This window comes from Micromonospora tarensis (genome assembly GCF_016803395.1).
Taxonomy (GTDB): domain Bacteria; phylum Actinomycetota; class Actinomycetes; order Mycobacteriales; family Micromonosporaceae; genus Micromonospora; species Micromonospora tarensis.
On record NZ_JAEVHL010000012.1, the window covers coordinates 43076 to 62837 of the forward strand.

Annotated in this window: 21 protein-coding genes; 11 read left to right on the forward strand and 10 right to left on the reverse strand. The window is 68.1% G+C overall.

Annotation, left to right across the window (positions count from 1 at the left end; all coding sequences use genetic code 11):
* Window positions 1–128 precede the first annotated feature (128 nt).
* Complete coding sequence (locus JM949_RS04790) at window positions 129–863, forward strand: HAD family hydrolase (protein WP_203147222.1); 735 nt, start codon at window positions 129–131, stop codon at window positions 861–863.
* Here the strand turns inward: JM949_RS04790 and JM949_RS04795 are convergent.
* Complete coding sequence (locus JM949_RS04795; protein ID WP_203147223.1) at window positions 860–2128, reverse strand: helix-turn-helix domain-containing protein; 1269 nt, start codon at window positions 2126–2128, stop codon at window positions 860–862. The two genes, JM949_RS04790 and JM949_RS04795, sit on opposite strands and share 4 nt — an antisense overlap.
* Before the next feature lie 192 nt (window positions 2129–2320).
* Between JM949_RS04795 and JM949_RS04800 the strand changes: the two genes are divergently transcribed.
* Together JM949_RS04800 and JM949_RS04805 are read left to right on the forward strand one after the other, a co-directional pair.
* A complete protein-coding gene (locus JM949_RS04800; protein WP_203147224.1) occupies window positions 2321–2908 on the forward strand; it encodes a class IV adenylate cyclase in 588 nt (195 codons plus the stop codon).
* A 413-nt stretch (window positions 2909–3321) separates the two neighbouring features.
* Window positions 3322–4032: a creatininase family protein gene (locus JM949_RS04805; protein ID WP_309232006.1), complete on the forward strand. Its 711-nt coding sequence runs from the start codon at window positions 3322–3324 to the stop codon at window positions 4030–4032.
* Between the two features lie 106 nt (window positions 4033–4138).
* Here the strand turns inward: JM949_RS04805 and JM949_RS04810 are convergent, their stop codons facing one another.
* The 8 genes from JM949_RS04810 to JM949_RS04850 form a co-directional block, all read right to left on the reverse strand.
* Window positions 4139–4597 (reverse strand): PPC domain-containing DNA-binding protein, encoded by a 459-nt coding sequence (locus tag JM949_RS04810; RefSeq protein ID WP_203147226.1) that lies wholly within the window; start codon window positions 4595–4597, stop codon window positions 4139–4141.
* A 10-nt stretch (window positions 4598–4607) separates the two neighbouring features.
* The gene (locus JM949_RS04815) at window positions 4608–5627 is read right to left on the reverse strand and encodes an asparaginase (protein WP_309232007.1); all 1020 of its coding nucleotides are present in this window, start codon (window positions 5625–5627) and stop codon (window positions 4608–4610) included.
* Window positions 5628–5698: 71 nt separating this feature from the next.
* Window positions 5699–7219, reverse strand: a complete 1521-nt coding sequence (locus JM949_RS04820) for a helix-turn-helix domain-containing protein (RefSeq protein WP_309232008.1) — start codon at window positions 7217–7219, stop codon at window positions 5699–5701.
* A 212-nt stretch (window positions 7220–7431) separates the two neighbouring features.
* Window positions 7432–8226, reverse strand: a complete 795-nt coding sequence (locus JM949_RS04825) for an endonuclease/exonuclease/phosphatase family protein (RefSeq protein ID WP_203147227.1) — start codon at window positions 8224–8226, stop codon at window positions 7432–7434.
* A 15-nt stretch (window positions 8227–8241) separates the two neighbouring features.
* Entirely contained in the window at window positions 8242–8841 is a 600-nt protein-coding gene (gene tmk, locus JM949_RS04830; protein ID WP_309232009.1) for a dTMP kinase, read from the reverse strand.
* Complete coding sequence (locus JM949_RS36480) at window positions 8838–9941, reverse strand: radical SAM protein (protein WP_309232010.1); 1104 nt, start codon at window positions 9939–9941, stop codon at window positions 8838–8840. The genes tmk and JM949_RS36480 overlap by 4 nt, the downstream gene beginning before the upstream one ends.
* On the reverse strand, window positions 9938–10918 hold the full coding sequence (locus JM949_RS04845) for an aminoglycoside phosphotransferase family protein (RefSeq protein WP_203147228.1): 981 nt from the start codon (window positions 10916–10918) through the stop codon (window positions 9938–9940). Before JM949_RS04845 ends, JM949_RS36480 begins: the two co-directional genes overlap by 4 nt.
* A complete protein-coding gene (locus tag JM949_RS04850) occupies window positions 10915–11403 on the reverse strand; it encodes a metal-dependent phosphohydrolase (protein WP_238432594.1) in 489 nt (162 codons plus the stop codon). The genes JM949_RS04845 and JM949_RS04850 overlap by 4 nt, the downstream gene beginning before the upstream one ends.
* A 312-nt stretch (window positions 11404–11715) precedes the next feature.
* On the opposite strand from JM949_RS04850, the gene JM949_RS36485 reads away from it, so the two are divergent.
* Entirely contained in the window at window positions 11716–11985 is a 270-nt protein-coding gene (locus JM949_RS36485) for a hypothetical protein (protein ID WP_309232011.1), read from the forward strand.
* Here JM949_RS36485 and JM949_RS04860 read toward each other — a convergent pair.
* A complete protein-coding gene (locus tag JM949_RS04860; protein WP_238432595.1) occupies window positions 11975–12565 on the reverse strand; it encodes a hypothetical protein in 591 nt (196 codons plus the stop codon). The two genes, JM949_RS36485 and JM949_RS04860, sit on opposite strands and share 11 nt — an antisense overlap.
* A gap of 379 nt (window positions 12566–12944) precedes the next feature.
* On the opposite strand from JM949_RS04860, the gene JM949_RS04865 reads away from it, so the two are divergent.
* The 7 genes from JM949_RS04865 (at window position 12945) to JM949_RS04895 (ending at window position 19730) form a co-directional block, all read left to right on the forward strand.
* On the forward strand, window positions 12945–13160 hold the full coding sequence (locus JM949_RS04865; protein WP_203147232.1) for a hypothetical protein: 216 nt from the start codon (window positions 12945–12947) through the stop codon (window positions 13158–13160).
* A gap of 62 nt (window positions 13161–13222) precedes the next feature.
* Window positions 13223–15679, forward strand: a complete 2457-nt coding sequence (locus JM949_RS04870) for a nitrate- and nitrite sensing domain-containing protein (RefSeq protein ID WP_203147255.1) — start codon at window positions 13223–13225, stop codon at window positions 15677–15679.
* On the forward strand, window positions 15676–16083 hold the full coding sequence (locus JM949_RS04875; protein WP_203147233.1) for a roadblock/LC7 domain-containing protein: 408 nt from the start codon (window positions 15676–15678) through the stop codon (window positions 16081–16083). The genes JM949_RS04870 and JM949_RS04875 overlap by 4 nt, the downstream gene beginning before the upstream one ends.
* 24 nt (window positions 16084–16107) lie before the next feature.
* Window positions 16108–16668, forward strand: coding sequence for a hypothetical protein (locus JM949_RS04880; protein WP_203147234.1), 561 nt, complete (start codon window positions 16108–16110; stop codon window positions 16666–16668).
* On the forward strand, window positions 16665–17996 hold the full coding sequence (locus JM949_RS04885; RefSeq protein ID WP_203147235.1) for an ABC transporter substrate-binding protein: 1332 nt from the start codon (window positions 16665–16667) through the stop codon (window positions 17994–17996). Before JM949_RS04880 ends, JM949_RS04885 begins: the two co-directional genes overlap by 4 nt.
* 18 nt (window positions 17997–18014) lie before the next feature.
* Window positions 18015–18827, forward strand: a complete 813-nt coding sequence (locus JM949_RS04890; RefSeq protein ID WP_203147236.1) for a class I SAM-dependent methyltransferase — start codon at window positions 18015–18017, stop codon at window positions 18825–18827.
* A gap of 24 nt (window positions 18828–18851) precedes the next feature.
* Window positions 18852–19730: a branched-chain amino acid ABC transporter permease gene (locus tag JM949_RS04895; protein ID WP_203147237.1), complete on the forward strand. Its 879-nt coding sequence runs from the start codon at window positions 18852–18854 to the stop codon at window positions 19728–19730.
* Window positions 19731–19762 lie beyond the last annotated feature (32 nt).

The following is a 19762-nucleotide window of genomic DNA, read 5'->3' on the forward strand; positions in this document are numbered from 1 at the left end:
AAAGGTCGCCACCCCTGCCTCGGCTGACGTCAGACAACCACTGCTCCGTCAGAGCGGGGGGACTCAGCCAGCTCCCGCCGCACTGCCCGTGCCCGTGCCCGTGCCCGTGCCCGTGGGACGATGCTTCTATGAACCACAGCAGCGCCGGCTTGGTCATCTGGGACGTTGACGGGACGCTCATCCCCGCGGACTTGCGCTGGTTGAGGCGTGCGATCGCTCGGGCGTACGGCATTGCGCAGTTCAAGGTTGTTTTTCCTGACAAGAAGGTGCATGGGTATACGGACGAGTCGATTGCCGTCGACACGGCGATCGCCTCGGGCGTCGACGCGGTGGCTGCGGAGGCCGGCATACCCGCCTTCCGTGAGGCCATCGCCGCAGTGATGCAAGAGGGCCAGCGGGAGCTGGCTGAGGTGCAGCCGCCGTATCCGGGTGCGGCGGCGAGCATCGCGGAGCTGTACGGCCGAGGTTTTATTCAGACCGTGCTGACCGGCAACCTGCGTTCGGCTGCCGAGGTAAAGCTGCAGGTGTCGGGCTTAGACGAGTTTCTCGATCTGCGCATCGGCGGGTTCGGGTCGGACGCTCGAGACCGCTTCCAACTCCCGGGGGTCGTAGCTCAGCGCTACTCCGCGCTCTACGGTGTCCCGCTCGATTCCGCTCGAGTGGTCGTCATCGGGGATGCGCCCAACGATATCGCTTGCGCACGTCACGCCGGCTTTCGCGTTGCTGTGGTCGCTCACCGGATTGCGCGTCAAGAGCTGGCGTCTTATGAACCTGACCTGGTACTCGACAGTCTCGACCCGACGTTGATAGTGGCCGCGGTCGGTTCGCTGTTGAGCTCGGGCGGGTCGCCGGCTGCCCGTTAGGCGGCCATCTGCTCCTCAAGTTCGAGGACAACCGGCTCGTCGCGCCATCGGACCAACCGCTGTCGGGCTCGTTGAGCTCGAGCGATGCCCCGATGGTTGCCGCCGGCTTTCAGCCGATTGTAGGTGTCACCGAGCAAGGCGCAGGATCGTTCCAGCTCGCCGGTCTCGGCGTAGGCGCTCGCGAGGTCCACTGCTGCTGCGAGGGCGACATTGACGTTCGCGGGGTCGTGTTCGAGCGCTTGCACAGCACTTTCGAGCACCTCCACCGCCTGGTCGGGCTGGCCGAGAAGAAGATGGCATGTGCCCGCATAGACGTGGAGGCGGGCGCTGCTCCAGTCGCTGTAGAGACCGACACAGTCAGCCGGTGACAGTTCATTGACCGCTGCTTCTGCTCGCTGCAGAGCGGCGGTAGCCTCGCGTGGAAGCCGCAGAGCGGCATAGGCCTGGGCCTGCTCGGCGGCTATCCGAGCTCGTGCGGCGGGGTTGAGATCTGTGGCTGCTTGGTCGGCCTCGTCGAGCAGCCGCAGGCCGATCATGACGTCACCATCGGCTTCGATCAGTGTGGCGGCTTCCGAATGGAGGTTGCTCTCGAAGATTCGCGCGGTCGCGCTGATTCTGCGGTCACCGAGCCTGTCGCCTAGTTGGCGGGCGTAGGCGCAGTGCGCGAGTGCGAGAGCACGATTGCCCTGCGCGCTCCAAAGCCTGCTGGCGACGACGGAGGCTTCGGCGAGCATGGCTCCGATATCGGCTCGGATCGGTGCGCGGCCAGCTTTGCGGTAGAGCGTCGACAGGCATTCACGGTGTGCCTCGATCAGCCCCAGTAGCGCGTCGGGTGACACAGCCTGGCGCTGCTGCGCAAGCATGCTGGTCAGAATGGAGAAACTGTTCCACTCACCGACCAGGTAGTCGCCGCCTGGCCTGCGGGCGAGCATCTCAAGACTCGTGGAGGACGACGGACCTGGAGCAACATCGAGCGGCTGAGGCGCAGGCATCTCGCTCGGCACCTGCCGGACGCTGGCGTAACGGATCCGATCGTATTCTCGGGCCAGGCTGCCACCGGTACGCAAGATTTCATCGCTTCGGGACCAGAAGTTCCGTCCCACTCGCTGACGTCCGGTCTCCACGTTCGCGATTGTGCTTCGTCCGTAGTTGGCGAGAGGCGCAAACGTCTCTTGTGTGTAACCGGCGGCTTTGCGGCTGCGGGCGAGCATTTGACCAAGAGCGAGCCACGCCGCGGCGATCTCTTGCGGTCGAACGTTCGGCATCAGCCGCTCCCGATGGATACGACGAAACGTCCGCGCGAGGCGAGACGCGGTGGCGTAAGGGCACTGTAGCCGAAGAGGTGCCGTGCGTCGGGTACCCAGCGGCTGGTTCCGACATTCTTCCGACAAAGTTCCGACATCACCCTTGCGGCGTCTCGAACCCGCGTGATCTGCGATCTCGTATGCTCCCTGCTCGTGACCCGCGCGCTAGCCAACAGTGATCATGAGGTTGAAGCCAAGTACCGCGTCCGCGACCTGCGAGAGTTGATCAACGCGCTCGCGCAGCGGCAGGTGGTGTTGACGGAGCCGTCGGTACAGGACGACCAGGCGTACGCACCAGCCAGCTGGTCGTACGGGATGTCGAAGATCGGTGTTCCGTTTGCGCGTCTGCGCACGCAGGAGGGTCGCCATCTGTTCACCGTGAAGAAGCCGATTGACAACGAGATGGCATGTCTAGAGCACGACTGCGTCATCCACGATCGTGACGCGATGCACGCTGCTCTCACCACGATGGGTTGGGCGCCCACCGTGCGAATCGTCAAGCAGCGCCGAACCGGCGTGTGGGACGGCGCGACGGTATGTGTAGACGTAGTCGATGGTCTCGGCACGTTCGTCGAACTGGAGCGTCTGGTTAGCTCCCAGCATTCGGGTGAGCAGGTGCAGCGCGGGCTCGATGCGATGATTCGTTTACTAGGCGTGCCGGTGCTGCGGATCGTGGATACCTACGACACGTTGATATGGAACCTGGCGAGCGCTGCCGCTAGGGCATCGGCCCCGGCCTGACGTGGTCGAACCCACGCCTGACGCCGTCCCGGCTGTGAACTGACCGTCAGGCTGGATCTGCTGATGACACCGGTCAGCCTGAACTGCCGCACCCGTTAATCGTGCAGGGAGATGGGGCTTCTTACAGGGACGGCATCGCTGCCGACGCGGGTGGGAACGAACTGCTCGCCACCCAAGGGCCCGCCTGACCATGGCCGCCGCCTGCCCATCGGCGGCGGACTGGCCTGAATAGATTCGCGGTTCCGCTCCAGGCGCAGCACCTCTGCTAGGTCCGGCGGGACGAGCTGCCCCGCCTCGGCATTACTGGCCAGCAGAAGATTGCGATGCTGCGGAGTGCGGAGTTTGAAAGGGCTTCCGGAGAGATCGCTCGGGCGCGCGGACAAGGCCGTCGCCGCTCGTGGCAGGCTGTGCGGGTGACCTTTCTGCTTCCGACCGCGACGTCTGGTGACGAGCGTGTCCGTGCTGCGCGGACGGCGGTGTTGCCGGTGGGCAGCTTTGAGCAGCACGGAGAGTTCCTGCCCTTGATCACGGACACGGCCGTTGCGTGTCTGGTGGCTGGGCGCGTTGCTGAGGACTATCCGGTGTTCTTGCTGCCGCCGCTGACGATTTCGTGTTCGCACGAGCATGCGGGGTTCGCCGGGACAGTGAGTATTAGTGCGCGCACATTGCTCACTGTGATCGAGGATGTCGACGAGTCCTTGCGGGCTTCGGGCGTGGAGAACTTGGTGATCGTGAACGGGCACGGGGGGAATTACAGCCTTCGCAACGCTGTTCAGCAGGCCACGACGGTCCGGCGGCGGATGGCGTTGTTCCCTGCTGCGGAGGAGTGGAACACCGCGCGGGTCGAGGCGGGGTGTGAGACCACCGCTCACGAGGACATGCATGGCGGGGAGCTTGAGGTCTCCCTGCTGCTGCACGGGGCGCCGCAGCTACTGCGCGAGGGATACCAGGCGGCTGACCATTTGGCGGACGAGCGCCCTGACCTGCTCACGATTGGGATGCGGGCGTACACGTCGTCCGGGACTATTGGGCGGCCCTCGATGGGCAGCGCGGCCAAGGGTGCGGCGGTGCTGGATAGTCTGTCTCGGTCGTTCGCCCGAGTGCATGAACTGCTGGAGGGGTGACGCGGTCGTCGGCGCGATCTCCTGGGGCACGTCATCGATGCGCTGCCGCACCCTTTGGTTGGGTACGTCGACTAGCTTTTTGTTACGTCGACGCGCTCGATTGTCTTTAAGGAAACTGTAGGAGTGGCACTCCGTAGAGGTCGTTTTGGCGGACGCGCGTCATCGTTGGTTCGACGATCTCCACGATGATCATTTCGGTGAGGAATTGAACGGTCGCGGCGAGCAGGTGGCTGGTGTGGGCGGTGGCGCTGTGTGCTTTCAAGCCGACGGTGAGGTGGATGTGCGGCTCGACGGTGTCGGTGTCGGGGTTGTAGGCAAGGGTGCCGCCGCCGAGGGCCTCGATATTGGTCAGGTGGACTTTGGTCCATACGGGGGCGTCGGGGTTGTCGAGGCGTTCGCAGGTACCAACGATGTCCGCGGTGGCGAGGCCCGCAATAAACGTGGGGATGTAGCCCTGGCGGATGTCATGGGTGCGGCAGGTGCGGTCGAGGGCGTCGTAGAAGTCTTCCCCGTGGTCGAAGACGACGACGATGGTACGTCCGGGGACGACTTCGCGGCTGCGCAAGAGGGCTCCTTCAGGCGGTCGGGGCGTTGGTGGCCGGCTGCTGCGGCCATGGCCACGGCTCGCCGGGGTAGGCCACGGCGCGAAACGCCGCTGCCGTCTCCTGGGCGTTGGCGCCTGCGGCAAGGGTGAGATGGAGCAGGATCCGGGCCTTGTATGGGTCGAGGAAGCCCGCAGGAATGAGTCCCCGTTCGGTGAGATCCCGCTCGGAGCCCGGGAAGCCGTAGGTGCTGGTGAGCACAGGTCCCGCACCGATGCGGGAGGCGAGGACCACGGGGATCTGCTGGGCGAGCGCAGTGAGGGTGGAGACCCAGGTGTCCGGGACGTGCCCGACGCCGAAGCCAGCGATGACGAGGCCGTCAAAGTGGGCTGCCGTTGCGGACAGGTAAGTCGCGTCGTCGCCGAGCGTGGCGGTGTAGAGGCCCACGCGCGGCTGGCGTACGGGTGTCGGTACAGCGTGGCGGGGGGCGGTGTGGCTGAGGAAGCGGGGTTCGCCTTCCACGACGTAGCCGAGTGGGCCGCCGTTGGGTGAGGTGAACGCCTGAGTGCTGACGGAGTGCGCTTTCCGGACACGGTCGGCGGCGTGGATCTCGTCCGCCATGACGACGAGAGCGCCCCGGTCTCGGGCATGAGGGCTGGCAGCGACCCTGGTGGCGGCGAGAAGGTTGGCGGGCCCGTCTGGACCGGCGAGGGTGGGGTTGCGCATGGCACCGGTGACGATGATGGGCTGCGGTCCGGTGTGCAGGAGATGCAAGTAGTAGGCGGTTTCTTCGAGGGTGTCCGTGCCCTGGGTGATGATGATGCCGGAGGTGTCTGCGGCGGCCTGGTGGACGCTCCGGGCCAGGTCAGCCAGGTCGGCGAATGTCAGGGAGGCGCCGGGGCGGCTACGGAAGTTGACGACGTCGACCGCGATGCCGGTATCGGCAAGGCCAGGCACAGCGCCCACAAGATCACCGGCGGTCAGTGCGGGGACGACGCCGCCGCCCTCTGAGGTGGTCATGGCGATAGTGCCGCCAAGCCCGAAGACCGTCACCCGCGGCGATACTCGCTTCCCCGATGACAATGTTCTGGCCTCCCGACGGCGACGATCATCGCTGTCGAAGACTAGTCGGTCAATGCGGCGGCGTCGGCGAGGTAGCGGCAGGCGCGGTCGATGCCGGCGGTAGACAGATGTCTGCTGCGGGGTTTCACAACGGCGGCGCACCCCTGGTCGGCGAGGTCTCGGCAACGACTGGCGAGCGTCTCCCAGTTCAGATCCAGGTACTCGGTCAGGACACGCAGGCGTGCGGGCGGAGACGCAGCGGCGATAACCGACCGGCCACTGGCGTGGTTGATGGCGGCGCCGTACTGGCGCACGGTGCGGTGGTCGTCGCTGACGTCGACATGCCAGATGCCTTGGGCGCCGACCCAGTTGGCGAGCACCGCGTGACGGTCGCTATCAGTCACGAAGCCGGGTGTGCCTGCGTACTCCGGCTCGTCGGTGATGACGACCTCGATGCCGTACGACTCCATCAGTGCCACCGCCAACAGCAGGAGAATCCGCTCGCCGCGGGGGGAGGCGTCGACTGCCGCGCGAGGAATGCAGAACGCGCGGATGATGCGGTGACTTCCGGCGCGCGCGGCGGTGAGGTCCAGATACCTCAGCTTATGGGCGAACAGCAGCCAAGTGCTGGCTTCCTCGCCACGCTGTTCGCGGGTCCAGTAGGCGGGGGTCGAGGTGAGGGCTTCTGCGTGTCGGTGGATGTGTCCGGCGCAGAAGACCGACCCGAGCCACATCCGGCCGACGTCGCTAACATCCGCGGCAAGATCGTGGCTGACTGCGGATCGGCTCATCTGCTCGTAGGAGGCCAGTTCAGCGGTGGCCTGCTCAATACGGGCGTCGTCGGCTAGCAGCGCTTCGTCAAGGTTCGCCACAGCCCACAACAGTGCGAGGACCAGTTCGTCAAGCTGGTACGCCTGCGGGATGACGAGCCGCGCGTCCGGGGGCGCCTGGGCGAGGCGTTGGCGGGCGTGGCGGGCGTCCAAGCCGAACAGTTGGGCACCCTGATCAGTTTCGATCCGCCCTACCACCAGACTCCGTCGCGGCGTGCGCAAGAGCCGATCGTCGCAGTAACCGGCCGGTACCGCCGCGAGAACTCGGCCGTCCTCGGCCACAGCAGGATGAACGAAGGCCGGTATCGCCAGTCCAGGGAAGAACCTGCCGGCAGGTGCCCACAGGTCAACGACGTACGTCTGAGGGGCGAAATCGCCATTTGCTGCCTGGGGCGCGAGCAAGGAAAGCGCCGTTGGCCCGGGTGTTTCTGTGCGGGTGGCGACCGTGGCCCCGCGTGCGCGTCCATCGTCGAAATGTCCTGCGGTGCTGCGCGTTACCAATACTCGAAGCCGGTCGTACTCCACGGCGAGCACACCGCCGGTCTGCAGGATCTCGTCGCAACGAACCCAGAAGTCTCGGCCGATGCTCTGGCGACCGCGCTCCACGTTCGCGATCGTGCTGCGGACGTAGTGCGTTAGCGGTGCCAGCGTCTCTTGTGTGTAGCCGGCGGACTTGCGCGCTTCGGCGAGTCTCTTGCCGAGGTCAGCCCGGGCTTGGGCGAGCTCCGGCGGCGGGGCAGCGGACACGATCACGCTCCGAGGAGGACGAGCGGAACAAGCCATCAAGACATGAGCATTGAGGTGACCTACCGTCACGACTCTAGCTGGATTCCGTAAAGAAACGTGCCAGGGAAGTCCGGGTTCACGGGGCGCAGCCCGCCTTCCGCTCTGCTCTGCTCCTTACCCGCAGCAGGCGGGAAGCAGACTCGGCGATGACCGCAGACGGTATTCGAGGCCAACACTGTTCAGAACAGTGCTGGCACGGCAGTAGTTAGCCGCTCGGCAACGGCGCGCGGGGTGACGTTGAGGCAGGCGGTGAGCGCCGCATGGTCGGTGAGCTTCGCCTGGCGGGGCTGGTGTAGGTAGGTGCTGGACACCGCCGTAGGCACGAGCGCGGCGCCGGCGTGGAGGTAGTCGAAGCGGTAGCCGCTGCCGTTCCTACCGATCCAGCTGTACGCCTGCACGTCCGGGTGCAGGGTCCGGTGGACGTCGGTGAGCTTGAGCGCGGCGAGGGCGTCGAGGAATTCGTACTCGAAGGATTGGAAGCCGGGGTAGCGGGGTTGGTGGTCGCGGCTGATGACGTTGTAGTCCCCGCCGACGACCAGGTGTGCGCGGTCGTCGGCGGATAGCCGGGTCATGGCGTCGGTGACGGTGGTGAGGAAGGCTCGTTTCTTGGCGAGTTTGGCTGGTGCTCGGTCGCTGGAGGGGACGTAGAGGCCGAGGATGGTGACGTCGGGGTGGGTGTCGAGGGTGACGGCGGGGGCGCGGCCGGGCAGGCTGATTCCGGCGGTGAGGTCTGGGGCGGGCCGGGTCGGGATGCGGCTGGCGATAGCGCAGCCTCGGTCGCCGTCGAGTGAGGGCTGGTGGGCGACGGACATCCCGGCCGCACGAAGGCCGGTGAGCAGGTGCCGGGTGCCGGGTCCATTGCTGGTTTCGGTCAGGATGACCAAGTGGTCGTCGCGCTGGAGTAGCCAGGTCAGCAAATTCTGCGCCCGTGCGAGCGCGGCGGCCTGCACGTTGATCGTCAGGATGGACAGCACGGTGAGCCTCGCTGGTCAGGGGCCGTCGGCGGGTAGCAGGCCGAGGATAGTGTCCACGACCTGCTCGGGGGTGAGGCCGTGGCAGACGACGACGTGTTGGCGCCACTGCTGCCGGTGTAGGTGGCTTGCGGCCTCGCGGTAGAGGGCGAGCTCCTTCTCGGGTGAGCCGGCGAGCTCCAGCCTGGTCAGGTGCGGTCGGGCTGCCAGGCGGGTGCGAATGACCTCTGGGTGGTCCTCGAGGTAGATGACGGTGGCGGGCAGGACGTAGCGGTTGTAGGACCAGATCTCGCCGAGGTCGAGCCCGTCGATGCGTTGCAGCACTAGCGAGGAGGCGACGTACCGGTCGGTGACGACGTGCAGTCCGTCGTCGAGGCGGGGGATGATCTCTGTTTCGATGTGTGCGGCCCGGTCGGCGGCCAGGGCGAGGGCCAGGGCCTTGCCGTGTAGGAAGGATTCCTGCCTGCGCAGGAGTTGGCCCAGGGGTGTGCGGGTGGGCTCGCCGGTCAGGTGGACCCCGGTCGATCCGTGTTCGGCGAGACGGTCGGCCAGGAGGCGGGCGATCGTGGTTTTGCCGACGCCATTCGGGCCCTCGACGGCGATGAACAGACTGCTCACCCCTTCGACAGGGACAGCGGCAGCAGGCGACGGCCGTTGGGTGCCGTGATGGGGCACTGCTCGGTGTCGACGTCGCCGATGCGGCCACCTGCGGCGATGACCGCGGCGGGGCAGCCCTTGCCGCACTGTCCGGCAATCTTGCAGGAGCCGCAGGTCGGGTTGGCGCCGAGTTGGTAGCGGGTGTGGAAGTCGTAGGCGTCGAGGCTGGGGGCGGCCTCCCCGTCAAGGATGTTGCCAGTCAGGAACTCGGTGTCGCGGTGCGCCGAGGCGGGCGTGCGGGCGGCGAAGACCAGGTACGGGCAGACGGCGACCTGCCCGTCGACGAAGACGTAGATCAGCTTGCCGGCGTCGCAGCCACCCAGCGGCAGGCTGTCGTTGGGGAAGCGGATGCGTACAAGATCGAGCTGGTCAGCGAAACGGTCGGTCACCGCCCGGATCGCGTCCATGGCAGCTGCGGTCGCGGCGAGCTTGCCGCGGCTCTTCACTCCTCGCCCGAAGGAGGACAGCGGGTTCATCAGCACGTATTCGGCCCCGACATCGACAGCGAACGCGCACAGATCGGCGAACTCTTCCGGCGTGGTCAGCGCGTTGGGCGTGGACAGCAGGCCCTTGAGTAAGCCGGCGTCGGCGAACTTGCGGGTGGTCGCCACGGTGGTGTCGAACGACGACCGGTCGCCGCGGAACTTGCCGTGGCTATCGGGCCGAAATCCGTCGAAGGACACGTTGATGTGGACGTTGCCGATGGCGGCCAGGGCGTCGATGTCGGCGTCGCGGGTCAGCGTCGCATTGGTGCAAAGTCCCACCGGCAATCCTCGATCGGCTACTGCCTGGCACATGGCGATCAGGTCGGGGTGCACGAAGGGCTCACCCCCGGTTAGCGTGAGGCGTTCGACGCGGGCGTCGAGCAGCCGCGGCAGCACGCGGGTAGTGAAATCGAGCCGGGACAGGTCAGACCCGGCGGCAGTCGACGAGACGAAGCAGTGGGCGCAGTGCAGGTTGCAGCGTTCGGTGATCTGCACCAACGCCTTGCGCCCGTCGCCGCCGACGGAGGTACGGAAGTAGCAGGACGAGGCGTGGGTGTCGACGATGAGGCGCTTCACGAGGATCTTCCTGTAGTAAGTGATGGGCGGCTAGCGCTAATGGGCGGCGGTGCTCCAAACAGGTCCACTGCACCCTGGAGTTGCCGGAGGACGACTTGGGTATGGCGCCGATCGGCAGAGGCCGGGTGGTGGCCAGCGGCGGCGGTAGTGAGCAGCCACCAGGCTGCCCACACCCGGTGCCAGCCCAGCGCCCATCGGGCAGCGGGAAGCCCGCCCCGGTCGGCTTCGGCGTCTGGATGCCCGCCTGCGGCGACGTAGGCGTGGATGAGTTTGGTGAGGAGTCGGGGTTCGGTGGGTGTGCGGGTGCCGAACCAGGTGGCCAGGTCGAGTAGGCCCGGTCCGGTGAATGCCTTGGCCCAGTCGACGACGCGGCAGCCGGCGCGGCTGACGTGCAGCGACGTGCGGTGGAATTCGCCGTGACACAGCCCAAACGGTGGTCGCTCGGCACCGTCGGCTCTGTGTCGTGCGGTGGCAGCGAGTCGCTGCAGCACCGCCTCGATCCCTTCCGCGTCGTGGGTGAAGCGCCCTTGCCGACGAAGCTCGTCTAACGCGTCGAGTCCTTGCTCTGGTAGCCGCGCCAGGCCCGCTTCGTCGAAGGTCGGGAGGTTGGGGATGCCCGCAGTGGCGTGAACCCATCGGGCCGTGGCGGCAGCCTCCGCGAACGTCGCGGTCCGGCTCGCCTCGCCCAGGTCTTCCATCAGCATGCCCACCCCGTCGGGGCGCATCGTGTAGCCGTTCAGCAGAGGGACTGGGGCTTGCTGGTTGTTGAGCGCGCGAAGGACGGTCGCTTCGCCGGTGAACGGTGTAGTGGCGATTTTGCAGATCAGGCTGCTGTCATCGGGGAAGAACCAGCGCTCTACCGAGGACAGCTCCCATGTCTGGATGATGTGTCGCCGCGTCGGTACTCGTCGTGATGCGGCGAGCAGGTCGCCTCGTAGCTGCGTGCAGAGCTGCTCGTCGAGCTTGTCGCTGCTCACCGCGCACCCACTCGCTGTGCAACAGCAGTGGCGCGCTCGAGCGGCGTGAGGGCGGCGTCGAGATGCGCCGACATGCTGGCGGGCAGCCGAGGATGCGCGGCGCGTTGGAAGGCCCGGAAGTGCGGCAGTAGCCCGCACAGCACCGGGCGCCGGTCAAAGAAGGCCGGTGCATTGCCCGTGCTTTGGGCCCGACGAAGCAGCGAGGTCAGGGCGACAATCTTGTCGGCGGTGGAGGCAAGTAGCACCGGTTGGTCGTCGACGCGGATAGGCGGGTCGGGTTCGTCAAGGGCGCGGTGTTCGACCTGAAGGGCGGCGATGATCCGGGTGACCTCGGTCCCGTATGCGGCGGTGAGGGCCTGGTAGACGTCCCGCTCTGCCGGGGCGAATTCCGGTGCGTCGTGTAGGAGCGCGGCGACGATGACGTCCTGCGATGGGGTCGGGACGTGTTGCCCGATGGTCACTGCGACGCGCAGCGCGTGGACCAAGGCTGGCCGGTCGTCGATGGTGTGCCCCGCGCACCACGTTCGAGCGTCGCGGAGGGCGCGGTCGATGGCGGCGGGGCGGGGAGGCGATAAGACCGTCATACCCTGGTACCTCCTGATTGCCGTACGATCGGCGGCATGTCGGGGCCCCTTCCGCAGTGGTGTGAACAGACCTGCGTGGTGTGTCCGGCTCAGCAGCTCGGGCCAGGCCAGTTCGATGTCATCGACCGGCCGGGACCCGAATTCGCGTACCGACCTGCGCTCGGGTGGCGGGCAACCGCGGACGGTGTCGCCGTCTGCGTTCATCCGTTCCGGGTGGGCCTTCCCGCCGGCCGGTACGCCTCCCAGGGGGAACCAGTCCCCGATAAGGCGCCCCGACCGGCGCCGACAGCGGCGGCGCTGGAGATGCCCGCCGACGTGGTGGACCTGGAAGGTTGGCTCGTAGCCGTCCTGCGGGAGGCACCCGCCGAAGGGATCTTCGCCGCTGTGGCCCACGCCGAGCGGCTAGCCGCCGAACGGTTCGGAGCGAAGAAGGCGGTGACGGCCCTGCGGCGGGTGCTATCAGTGGAGTTGGCTAACCGCTGACCCCGGCACCGACCGGCTCGTTGAGGTCGAAGTCGAAGTCGTGGCTGCGTCCGTCCCGGCCGAGGCCGGCCGCCTGGTAGTGCTCGTTGAGTAGGTTGAGACGTCGATTCACCTCGGCCGAGTCCAGCCAGTACCGCAGTGGTTGCTCTCCCCACCCGGCGGCGGCGTAGTAGGCGTCGGTGACGCCGCCGTGGGTGTAGGTGAACTCCTCCAACTCGGTGGCATGGGGGAACACGACGCCCAAGTCGCTCTGCAGCCGCGTCATCACCGTGAACTGGGCCAGCACGGCGTGGATCATCTCGTCCACCGGCGCCGGCACCAGCAGTTCAGCGGCGTGCTCGTCACCCCCGGAAAGCTCGAAAACGGCCGCTTTGAGCGCCAGCACACGCAGCGCTTCGTCCAGCAGCGGCGCGGCATCGCGCTCCAACGACCAACGGCTGATAGCCGGGTAGCCGGTGAACGTGGCCCAGCAGGTGGAGTACCTCATCGACGAGCTCTGCAGCCGGCCGTAGGCCGGGTGATCCTGCATCTTGTCGAGGATCTCGGCAGCGCGACGGCCAACCTCGTCGACCTCTGGCATGGATGAACTGGTCATGGTGCATGCCCTCCCAAGGGGGTCGTGGACACGACGGACCGTCGCGCCGCATCGCGGCTGCGGTCCCTCATCGCCTGCGACGTCGACGCGGGCGGTGACTCAAACATCAAAAGGCGTCACCGGTGGTGTCGATAAGGGATGTCATCCAGTTCCGACAATCCGCTGACATTCATCTTCGACGGATGTTGCTGATGCCGGGAATGTTGGCGGATTGTCAGAACTGCTTGGCAGGGCTGGCCGACATTGATCGATCTCGTCTTAGGTCGCTCTATGCCGGCGTCACCGCCGCTGCTGCGCTGTACACACCAGCCAGCGATACCAACTCACCGAGGGAAGGTTCGCCGTGCCTGTTGCCAGGAGGTTCATGCCTCTGCTGATCACGCCGCTGGTGGCGCATTTGGCCATCGCGCCGCAGCTGCTGGTGTCGACCGGCCGGCAACTCTCCGCCGGCAGACCCGTCAACGAGCAGGCGCTTGCTACGGCGACCCTGTCGGCGACCGGGCGGCGCTCGCCCCGTGACACGGCGTGGAGCAGGCGTGGCTGCCGGGCCGCATCCACGGACAGTCGGGCGGCGGTGTGAGCGCGGCCAGTGGCGGTGCGATGCGGGTCTCACGGGTCAGAGTGGGCCGCCGGTTGGCGGATATGTCGGTGCGGTGGAAGGCCGCGCTGATCGTGCTGCCGACTGTGCTCGTCGCGATGGTGTCGGCGGGTTTCGGACTGTGGTCCTCCGTGGGGGAAGCCCGGACCGCCGAGGGGGCCGGGGACTTGTTCTCCGTCGGTGCGTCGGCGACCGAGGTGACTCAGCGACTGCAGGCGGAGCGGATTACCGCAGTGGGTCTGCTGCTGCCGGGGTCGAAGGTGACGCCAGCGGATTTCGAGCGGGCCGTGCAGCGCGCCGATGAGGCGATCTCCCGATTTCGGTTGCTGCGAGGAGAACTCGAAGACCCGCCGGGGGGTGTGCGCGCCGTCCTGGCCCGCGCTGACGCCGGGTTGGCGGATGTGCAGGCGCAGCGGCAGCGGGTGCGCGGAGACGGCCCGGTGGCGCTGTCCGCTGTGGCATTCGGGTACCGGGTCGTTCTCGCTGATCTCGGTGATCTGCTGTCGGCGGTGGCGCAGAGCGGTGTCGAACCGCAGTTGGCGGATGAGATGCGGGCGTCGGCGGCGGTGTCGCGGGCCCGTGAGGCGGTGGGTCAGCAGCAGGTGGCGGTGTTGCAGGCAGTGGCGGCGCGCCGGTTGACCCCGGCGCTGCACGCGGAGATTGTGGCCGCCCGGTCCGGCCAGGACGAGGCGCTGCGCGAGTTCGACGCCTTGGCGCGCCCGTCATGGAAAGCGCGGTTAGGGCGGACGTTGACCGGCGCGGACGTCCTCGCCGCGGTGCGCCTGGACGGGCTGGTCTCCGGCACCGGCGTGTATGAGCCGGTACGGCTTCCGGGCGGCGCCGAGCAATGGAGCCGGGTGATGACCACTCGGGCAGACCTGTTGGCCCAGGTACAGGCAGCGGTAAACGCTGACATCGCAGCTGCCGCTGATGACCTGTGGACGGCCCAGGTGCGCGCGGCGGCGGTGCAAGCTGCGGTCTTGCTGCTGATGCTGCTGGTCGCCGCGGTGACGGCGGTGCGCGTGGCCCGTTCGCTGGTTGCGCAGTTGTCGTCGCTAGAGCAGGGGGCACGCCGAGTCGCGGACGTGGAACTGCCAGCCTTGGTAGCGCGGCTCCGAGCGACATCGGATCCGGCGGCGGCCCAGCGGCTGGCCAAGGGCACCGATGGAGTGGCGGTGCCGGTTGTCGGCCGGGACGAGGTCGGGCAGGTCGCGAACGCGTTCAATCTGGTGTTGGCCGCGGCGGTAGACGCGGCGGTGGGGCAGGCACGGGGACGCGCCTTGGTCAGCGCCATGATCACCTCTGTCGGCCGGCGAGTACAGGCGCTGACCGATCAACTGCTCGGCAGCATCGATCGTCTCGAGCGTGATGAGGAAGACCCGGATCGGTTGGAGATGGTGTTCGCCGCTGACCAGCAGGCGACCCGGCTGCGCCGCTTTGGGGTGAATCTCCTGATCGTTGCCGGTGGTGGCCCAGGCCAGTCACAGCCGCATCCGGTGGTGCTCGCGGACTTGGTCAACGCCGCGTTGTCGGAGATCGAGGGCTTCGTCCGAATCACGATGGAGCAACTGGTCGAGGTCGAGGTCGACGCCCGCGCGGTTGACGCCGTGAAGTCGATCCTCGCGGAGCTGCTAGACAACGCGACCCGGTTCTCTGCCGCGCAGGTGCGGGTGTTCGCGGGGTGGTTGCGACATGACGTGCAAATCCTTGTTACCGATTCCGGTCTCGGGATGGGTGTGGAGCAACTCGCCCGTGCCAACGCAGTGTTGGCGAGCCCGGAGATGGAGGTTGCGGTCACTGACCAGATGGGCATGGTCGTGATTTCCCGGCTGGCGGCTGAGTTCGGGGTGCGGGTACGCCTAGGTGCTACCCAGCCGACCGGCGTCACCGCCGAGGCCATAGTGCCGGCCGAATACGTCACCCGGGTGCACGTGCGCGAGATCGTCGTACCGAGCCAGATCCAACGCCCGACGCGGCCGGCTCCCGCGCCGGCCGCTCATCCGGTCGCGAAGCCGTGGACGGGGACTGGCTGGACCGGTCCGACCCGGCAGACCCCGTTGGTGCCGGCGCCACCGGCACCCCCGCAAACGGACGTGACGATGGAGCTGCCGCCCGCGCCCCGCCAGCGGGGCCCGATGTCATTGCCGGTCGGCGCGCCGCGACCACCCGATCCACCGGTGTTTCAGGAGATGGCCGCCCAGTCGCCATGGCTGTGGCCGCCCCGCAGCGACGAGCCTGGCTTCAGCACCGATGCCGACGCGGGCTGGCAAGCCGCGGCGTCCGCCGCCGAACCAGCAACCGATGGACGCACTCCCTCCGGTCTGCCTAAACGTCGTCCCCAGGCGCACGTCGTCCCCGGTGGCCTCCCGGCACAGCGGACCCCCTCGGAGCCTCAGGTGCAGATCGACCCGGCGGCGATCCGGGCGCAGGTCGCCGGCACGATGCGCGGCCTTCGAGCCGCGCCGTCTACCCCTTCCCTCTCGACAGGAGAACGCCGATGAGCCTCGCCACTACTGCTCGCAATGCGCAGCTGTCCACCGTTCTGAACAATCTGGCCAACCAGATACCCGCAGTGGCTCACGTCGTCGCGGTATCCGGCGACGGCCTGCTGCTGGCCAGCACCGATGCTCTAGACACCGACCGCGGTGACCAACTCGCGGCGATCGTGTCCGGCCTGGTCAGTCTGGCGCGCGGGGCCACCGACCTGCTGCAGACCGGCGGCGTGCACTTCCAGATGCTGACGATGCGAGACGGGATCCTCGTCGTGCAGCAGGTGCCCGACGGGTCGTCTCTGGCGGCGCTCGCTCGCAACGACTGCGACCCGTCGCAGGTCGCCTACGAGCTGGCCACCATGGCGACGCGCATCGGCGACGCGGTCAGGCCAGGGCCGCGAACGGCCGGCTGAGCCGGCGTGCGGGCGGCGATGAGCATGAGCGCGGACTCGGGCGTGATCGGACGTGCCGCCCCGACGGTCAAGGTGCTGGTGACCGGCGGCGCGGGTGTGGGCAAGTCCTGCTTCCTGCGGGCTGCTCAGCGTGGCCGCGCGACGCTGCCCGGCCAGCCGGGCGTGGTCGGAGAGGTCGGCTACGCCACCCTGTCCACCGGCGTCACCGTCGTTCTGCACGTGACGCCGGAGCTGCGGCGCTGGTGGTGGATGTGGGACCACCTCGCTCTCGGAGCCACCGGCGCTGTCGTGCTGGTCGACACCACCCGACTGCCGGTGTCCTATCCGGCGATGGACTACCTCGACGCCCGTGACCTGCCGTACCTGGTCGCGATCAACCGGCCGCTCGGCGGCACCCACAACCGCCGCGAGATCCGCGATGCCCTACAGGTCAGCGCGCAGGTGCCGGTCCTGACCTGCGACGCCACGGAACCCGCCTCCGTCCTGGCCGTTCTGCACCGCCTGGCCAGCCCCGTCGTACCACCCCAGCACCACGCACGGCCCTCGCACCATCCCCTCAGAACGGAAGGACGTCGACTCTCGTGACTCCTCAACCAACCGGCCGCCGGCACCATCGCTGGCTAACGGCGACCGCCGCCATCGCTGCCACCACCCTGCTCGCTGTCGCCGGCTGCGCCGGATCGAGTCTCAGCGACTCGGACACCACCGCCAACGAGATCCGAATCGGCTTGATCGTGCCGAAGAGTGGGCCCTACAAGGCGATCGGTGACGACCAGGCTGCCGGGTGGCGGCTTGCCCTCGAGAAGCTGGACGGCAAGCTCGGCGGTCGACCCGTGAAGGTGATCGAGGCCGACGAGGGCGACGGCAAGGCCACCGCCCTCGCGTCGGCGCGCAAGCTCATCGAGCAGGACAAAGTCCTCGCCCTCGTCGGCGGGGGGACCGCCGACACCGTGCAGACCTTGTACCCGCTGCTGAACGAGTCCAAGGTGCCGCTGATCGGCATGGGCGGGCGGCCCTCCACGATCGCCAATCCCACCTACCTGTGGTCGACGTCGTGGCTGAGCCAGGAGACCGGCGCGTCGATCGCCGGCTACCTGCGCACGACGGTCGGCAACGGCCGGGTGTGGGTTATCGGCCCGGACTACATCGGCGGCCGTGATCAGATCGGTGGCTTCGTCACCGCCTTCCGCAAGGCGGGTGGGCAGTTGGCGAACCCGGGTGGAGAGCCGACGTGGACGCCGTGGGCACCGGCGCCGACGACCGAGTTCTCCCCGTACCTGACGAAGATCAAGGAGGCCAAGCCGGCGGCCGTCTACACCTTCTACGCCGGCGCGTCCGCGATCGAGTTCGTCAAGCAGTACCGCCAGTACGGCATCACCACGCCGCTGTACGCCTCGGGCTTCCTCACCGAAGGCGCGCCACTGGCGGCGTTGAAGGAGCAGGCCAAGGGCATCTACACCGCCCTGAACTATTCGTCGACGCTGGACAACGCGGCCAACAGAGACTTCGTGCGCCGGTTCACCTCGGCCAACGAGGGGAAGCTGCCGAACGTCTACCACGTCTGCGCCTGGGACGCGGCCCTGGTACTGGACAGGGCCATCGCCGAAGCACTCGCCCAGCCCGACCCCCCCGCAGCCACACCCACTGCGACCGCACCGGTACCCAGCAACCCTGCGAGCAGCAGCCCGGCCGCGTCGTCCGCCGCCGCGAGTGCGGCGGCCAGCGGGCTGACCTCGCAGACGCTCACGGCGGCACTGCCGCGTGTGGGGTCGATCGATTCGCCTCGGGGCGCCTGGCAGTTCGGGCCGACGAACCACACCCCTGTGCAGGCGTACTACCTGCGGGAAGTGGCCCAGGACGGGCAGGTGTGGGTCAACCGCACCGTGCAGACGCTCACCACCCTCGGCTCCTGAAATCAGGAAGGACAAATCATGACCACGACCGCTACGCAGCATGCCGGGTACATGTTCGACAACGCCACCGACGAGGCCGCCAACCAGCTGCGTCACCTCGCTGAGATCCTCGACGCTGGCACCCGCCGGACCCTGTCCGAGCTTGGGGTCGGGCCGGGCTGGAAGGTCACGGACATCGGCGCCGGGGCGGGCACGCTGACCACCTGGCTGGCCGACCAGGTCGCCCCAGACGGGCACGTCACCGCCGTGGACCTCGACCCCCGCTACATCCCCGAGGGTCCCAACGTCACCCTCAAGGCCGGCGACATCCGCGACATCGAACTGCCCGCGGGGTCGCAGCAGGCGATCGTCGCCCGCCTGGTGCTGATGCACCTGCCGGAGCGGGAGCAGGTCCTCGCCGACCTGGTGCGCGCTCTCGCCCCGGGCGGCGCGATGGTGGTGGCGGACTGGGACTGCACCTGGCGGGACATGATCCGCCGCAGCCCCAGCCCTCGGGCCACCGAGCTGATCGAGCGGTTCCAGGACGCCCTGCTCGCCTTCGGCGAGTCCCGCGGGGCGGACATGGGCTGGGCGCAGCGGGCGCCGGAGGTGATGCTGCGCCTCGGCCTGGTCGACGTCGACAGCCGCATCGAGTCCCGCTCGTGGCGCGGCGGCACTGGCATCTGCCGACTGCACCACTCCAACTCGATCCAGCGCGAAGCCGACCTGGTCGCTGCCGGCATGAGCCGCCATGACCTGGCCGAGCTGCGGGAGGTGCTGATGGACCCGCAGCTGATGCTGTCGGGCTACTTGATGCACACCACCATCGGCCGGCGGCTCGCCTCCGCCTGACCTGCGTTCGGAAGGAGGAGTGCCGTGGGCCTGAGCGGGCTGGTCAACCCCTACACGATTACCGCGCTGGACGGGGTCGCGTACGGACTGCTGCTGTTCGTCATCGCAGCCGGACTCACGCTGATCTTCGGCGTGGCAGGGGTGTTCTCGATGGCCCACGGCACCCTCTACCTCGCGGGCGCGTACCTCGCCTGGCACCTCGGCGACGGCGGGTGGGCCGGCCTCGGCCTGGCCCTCGCCGCGGCGGTCCTGATCGGCGCCGTCGGGGGAGCGGGCCTCGCCGCCGCTGTGCGTCCCCTCACGGAACGGCCGCTGGACCAGGTGCTCGCCACCCTCGGGGTGGCGTACATCGCCGCCGACCAGTTCAGCACCGTGTTCGGCGCCGAACCGCGCTCAGTCGACCCACCCCGCGCGCTCGCCGGGTCGGTCAGCCTCGGCGGCTACCAGTACCCGGTCTACCGGCTGGGGTTCGTCGCGGTCGCCGCCCTGATCGTCGTGCTGCTGATCTGGCTCGTCGAGCGCTCCCGCACCGGAGCGATCGTGCGGGCCGTGGTCGCCGACCCCGACATGGCCGCCGCCACCGGACTACGCACCCGCACGACCCGGGCCGCCGTGCTCGTCGGTGGGGGAATCCTCGCGGTCACCGCCGGCGTGCTCGGCGCCCCGGTCATCGGCCCGGCCCCCGGCGTGGACACCACCATCCTGGTCTACTCACTGATCGTCTGCGTCGTCGGCGGCCTCGGCAGCATCCGCGGCGCCCTACTCGCCGCCCTCGGCGTCGGCCAAATCCTCACGCTCGGCGTCGCTCTCGTCCCCGGCGCCGCCGCGTTTGTCCTCGCCGCCGCGATGCTGATCGCTCTCACCATCCGGCACCGCCCCTCGCTTGCGGGACGGCCCGAGTGACCACCACCCTCACACCCGCACCCACCAACGCA